The sequence below is a fragment of the Belliella buryatensis genome (genome assembly GCF_900188245.1).
In the GTDB taxonomy this organism is placed as follows: Bacteria; Bacteroidota; Bacteroidia; order Cytophagales; family Cyclobacteriaceae; genus Belliella; species Belliella buryatensis.
Window position 1 is genome coordinate 1 of the sequence record NZ_FZOK01000033.1, and the last position, 5,360, is coordinate 5,360.

Consider the following 5,360-nt stretch of genomic DNA (forward strand, 5'->3'; position numbering starts at 1 on the left):
AATTTCCCCTGATTCCTGATCTGGTCTAATAATACTCTCAAATCTGAAACTGTCTCTACTTCTGCTCCTTCACTGATCAAATCTTTCAATTTATCAGACTCTTCTTCCGTAATATCCGTCAAACCTAAAAGCTCATTGAAATCTGTCTCGTCTGTATTCGCCCCACCATTGTCTCTGATATCAGTAAGGATTTCTTCTAACTTTCTGATCTGGTCTAACAGTTCTCTTAGGTCTGATATCGTCTCTACTTCCGCTCCTTCAAGAATTAACGCCTTTAATTTATCAGACTCCTCTTCGCTAATATCATCCAAACCTAGTAAATCGTTGAAATCCAACCTGTCTGTATTCGCTCCATTATTATTAACAATATCAGAAAGTATCTCTTGTAATGATGGAGGAGCACCTGTAGTAAATTCAAAAATATTACTTGGATTTCCAATTCCAATTTCGTTAATAGCACGTATTTGAATAGTGTAATTTGTATTGTAAGCTAATTTAGTAATTAATCCAGGAGAACTTTGTATTTCTGGATCAAACAAAATCCATTCTGAATCATTTAATTTATATTCATAATTGATGATTGGACTATTACCATTTGATCCTTGTACAAAGGAGATGGTAGCATTTCTCTTATTTAAAACAGAACTAAGGATGGTAGGAGCAGAGGGAGGTACAGGATCACTAAATAAAGCAAAATGCTTTTCAGATATATTGTTCTGCAATAAAGTTGTAAAATAACCACCAATAAAAACGTTATTTTCTGAAACCAGAATACTAGTAATACTACCATTAGGATTAGGATTCCAACTTGAATCCAATCCTCCAATTGATTTATTTACTCTTGCCAATCTTGGACGGTTAACACCTCCAAATTGAAAAAAAGGCGCCACCAAGTAAATGTAATTATCAGAAGAAGAAACTATCGAAGGAGGGCTAATTACTGCCCCATCCAAGCCTAATGAACCAGTTGGACTTGGGTTCCATGATGAAATAATTTGACCAGCATTCTTATCTAATTTAAAAAAAGGTCTCCAATCATTAATATCAGCATAAAGAGATCTACCCCCTATGAAAACTGCGTCATCATCAATAGCTATGGACTGAACTACAGTATTGGCATTTGAATTAGCTAAACCAGCATTCCATGAAAGATCTAAACTATTAGTGGTAAGATTGTATTTAGCTATTTTCGATCTGTTAACTCCTGCAACTTCTGTAAATGATCCTCCAATATATAAATTGTCATCGCTTAATTTTAAGATTTGTGCAGGCCCATTAAGACTAATTTCTCCCGAATTCTCAATTACCCCAGACGATCTATCTATTTTAATAATTTTTTGTTCATTATTCCCTGCAGCATAAAAATGGTTATCGAATGCAACAATTGACCTAATTTCAGGAGTTTGATATATTTGTATTACTTTTCCAGATATATAATCTAATTCGGCAAGTCCACGTGTCATAGAATTAGGAGAAACACGAAAACTCCCTGCAATATATATTTTTTCATCAACCACTATCAAATTAGTAAATTCACTAGTACTTGAACTAATTGAAACCTCATTTGGCCTCCATTCTAAGTCTAACGAAAAGTCACTTTTATAAAATCTAGCCAATGATCTTCTTAAGGCCATTCCTGCTCTTGAAAATCGACCTCCTAACATTAAAGAGTTTTGATTAATGAATATAGTATTAACAATTGCTACATTCTTATTCCAATCTTTGGAAATTTTACCATCCGAAACACTTAACCTTGCTATTCCAGAAACACTAATTCCATCTATTGCAGAAAAACTACCACCAACGTAAAGAGAATTGTCTTTTAAATTTAAAGTATTGATAGGGCCTGTTACTTTAGGAATCCAATTTGAATCAACTTGTCCAGAATTATTTAGTCTAGCAATTCCATTTACCTGAACACCTCCAACAGATGTAAATGAACCCGCTAAATAAATTGTTGAATTATCAGGTGAAAAGTCAAGAGATCGAACTTCACCTGAAATAGCTGCATCGAAAGACATATCAACTTCACCTTTACTCTTATTTAATCTTGCAATTCTACTTTTAGAAATTCCATTTATTTCAGTAAAACTTCCAGCAACATAAATATGATCCCCTTTTAAATAAATATTATTTACAGTTGCACTTGCTGAAGGATTCCAATTCTCATCTAAATCACCAGTTGAAGCATTTATCTTTGCCAAACGATTTCTTGTTATAGAATTTACAGTTGTAAAAGTCCCTGAAACATATAAATCCTCGTCGTCCAAAATTATTGAACTAACAGCCTGATTAAAAGTAGCTCCAAAAGAGTTATCTAATTGCCCATTAGACTTATTTAATTTTGCTATTCTATTTTTTGTAAATCCATTGATTTCAATAAAATTTCCTGCAATAAAAACATGATCTTCAGTAACAATGATGGAAGAAACAGAAGTAGCGCTCCCACCATTTGCAATACTAACGTTCCAATTTGGATCAACAGACCCATCAGATAAAATATGAACAATAGTACCCTTAGAAATATTATTAACTTTCGAAAAATCCCCACCAATAAACCAACCATCTTCTCCATCCGAAACAATTATATGAATTGTAGCATCAGATTCATTATCATCTTTTGTAAAAACAGGAAAATTTATATCAAGGTCATCACTTGTTCTTGAAAATTTTGCAACACCACCAATTTTTTCCCCTCCTAACTCACTAAATAAACCAACTATATAAACATATCTATCATCCTCAGAAATATTAAATATTCGATTATTTGGTTTCCAATTATTTGGGATCACATTTTGACCGAGGGAAAAATGGAGAAAAATTAAGTTTAAAAGTATAACTAAGGCTAGTTTACTTTTCATTATTAAGCTTATTTTACTATTCATTTGTTTTGAAGATTTTATTTAATCATAAAGACTGTGCGGCAAATGTAAATAGAGTGGTTTTGAATTCAGCAAAAATCAAACTAGACAAAACCTAGACAAATGTGAAAAAAATAACCATTCTACAGCATTTCACGCACATTGATTGAAAAAGAATGGATCCAGGTTGTCAAATCTGTATTCTTTTCCAAATTTAACTTTTTAAGAATTCTGTATTTTTTGGTAAAAACACTATCTGAAGTGATGCGCAAAATGGATGCTATTTCTTTCGTAGTCAAATTCATTTTGATCAAGGAACATAATTCCAATTCACTCCGGGTTAATGTTGGGAATTCTTTTGTCAATTGATCCATAAATTGAGGATGCAATAATTTGAACTTTTCAATCATCCCGTCCCAAGGATTCTGTTTTTTCTTAATAGCCCGTACATTGTGGACAATCTCATCATTATTGTTTTTTTCTATTTTTTCAATCAAAGTATCCAAATGCTCCTGTAATACTACCTTTTCCATGGTTTGTTGCATCAGGTCTTTTTCTCGAATTTCAAGAGTCTCTAACCTCAGTTTATTCAGTATTTCAGAATCCATCAATTTCAACTGAGAAAGTGTATGCTTGTTTTTGAACCATTGGGCAATTAATGCCAATATCAATATAACTACCCCCAATGTAAAAATCACATACCGTTGTTGCAATTTCTGGATAGTCAAACTAATGATTTCATTTTCCTTCTTCTCCACTTCATATAGCTCTCTCAATTCATTGGCCTCAATCTTTACCTTTTCATTGATGATGCTGTCATTAAGGGTATGGAACCTGGTTTGAAAATCTAGTGCTGTTTCAAAATCTTTTCTATCTCTGGAAAGCCAAAAAAGCCTTTCTAATGTGAGCGCCTCTTCTCTTTTTGCTCCTAGGGACTTCGCTAGCTCCCAAGCCTTATTCAACTTACTTTCAGCTTCTTGATACATGCGCTTTTCTCGGTAGATATTCCCCAAATTCAAGACAGCTATCATTTTCCCATAGTGAATTTGATTTTTTTCACAGATGGAGTCACATTCCAAAAACAGCCTTTCCGCAGTGTCATATTCTTTAAGATTTTGATGGATATTGGCTCTAGTGGTTAGATTTTGAGCCAGAAGGATTACAGAATTAATTTTAATTATATTTTCATAGGCAAATTCCAGATAATAAATCGATTTTTCATAATCATCAATGTTTTTATAATATATTCCAAGGTTGATGTAGTTCATCGCCAAATTATTCGGAACACCTAATTTTTTATTAATTTCCAAAGCTTTAAGAAGATATTCCAATTGCAAATCAGTTCTACCTATATTCTTATAATTGATCGCCAAATTATTGTAAGCTACTGCCAGTCTATTCTCGTCCCTTTGATATTCGTATAATTTGATAGCTTCTAAGATGACCTCTATTGCCTTATTGTAATTTGCAGAAAGGTCAAATTTTAATCCCTCCAAGAGTAGGTGTTGAGGATAATGTGACGATTTAGAGTCAATCAAATCCGAAACTTGTTGCTGATAATATGCTAGGGAATCAAAATTGGATAAATAATAATGTGCCGTAGCCAACTGAAGGAAAATGTGTATTATCTCCTCAGATTTGGAATTATTAGCCAGAGACTTTGCATCTAGCAAACTATAGTACATGGAATCAAATTTGCCTAGATTGAAGAAATACGTAGACTTCAAAATAAAGAATTCTCTAGCTGTGTTTTTATCTTTAATTTCATTTCCTGTGATCTTAGATGCTTCCTTATAAAACTGCTCTGAATCATCTTTTAAGAGCCTACCCAATCGCTCTAGATCAACTTTCTGATTAATTACATTCGGCGAGAAGGCTAGCAGTGTATTTGAAATACCAAAATAAATCAGATAAATGACCGTAAATTTCAGAGATTGAATTTTCATATTTACTCAAAATTTAGAGACTAAAAATAAGTTATAAATATATGAATCAAACCTTTATGGTAATCAATTGATGTATTAAGTAAACTAATAGTACAAAACCAATTATTCGTAAATAAATATAACGGAGTCGATTTAGGGAAAAGGTTAAAGAAGAAAGGCGAAAGAACTCCTTCGGCAAAGTCGTTAAGCGTTAATAGTTAAAAACGTTAAGCGTAAATGATTTGTAAATATGACGGTATAATTTACTCCCGGCTGGGATGGTCCCAAAAAAAGCGACACGAAGCTCACAAAATCCCACAAAGCACACAAAATAATTCTTAGAGATCTCTAATGACTTTAGGGAAAAGGTTAAAGGAGAAAGGCTAAAGGGTGGAATTCGCGAATATGACGGAGCCTCTTCTTTGAACGCTTAACGTTTAACGCTTAACATTTCTTTCGTGTTCTTCGAGCTTCATCGGGTTCTTTGTGATTTCCTCCCGGTAGGGATGGTCAAAATAGGAAAAAGGTCAAAGGTTAAAGGCAAAAGGACTGGATTCGTGAATATGACGCAGTC

2 protein-coding genes are annotated in these 5,360 nt (G+C 33.2%); both read right to left on the minus strand.

From position 1 onward, the window contains the following. A partial coding sequence (locus tag CHB66_RS16620) for a hypothetical protein (RefSeq protein WP_170932528.1) occupies window positions 1–2,861 on the minus strand: 2,861 nt, incomplete at its 3' end. A gap of 143 nt (window positions 2,862–3,004) precedes the next feature. Next, on the minus strand, window positions 3,005–4,807 hold the full coding sequence (locus CHB66_RS16625) for a LuxR C-terminal-related transcriptional regulator (protein WP_089242535.1): 1,803 nt from the start codon (window positions 4,805–4,807) through the stop codon (window positions 3,005–3,007). Window positions 4,808–5,360: the final 553 nt, after the last annotated feature.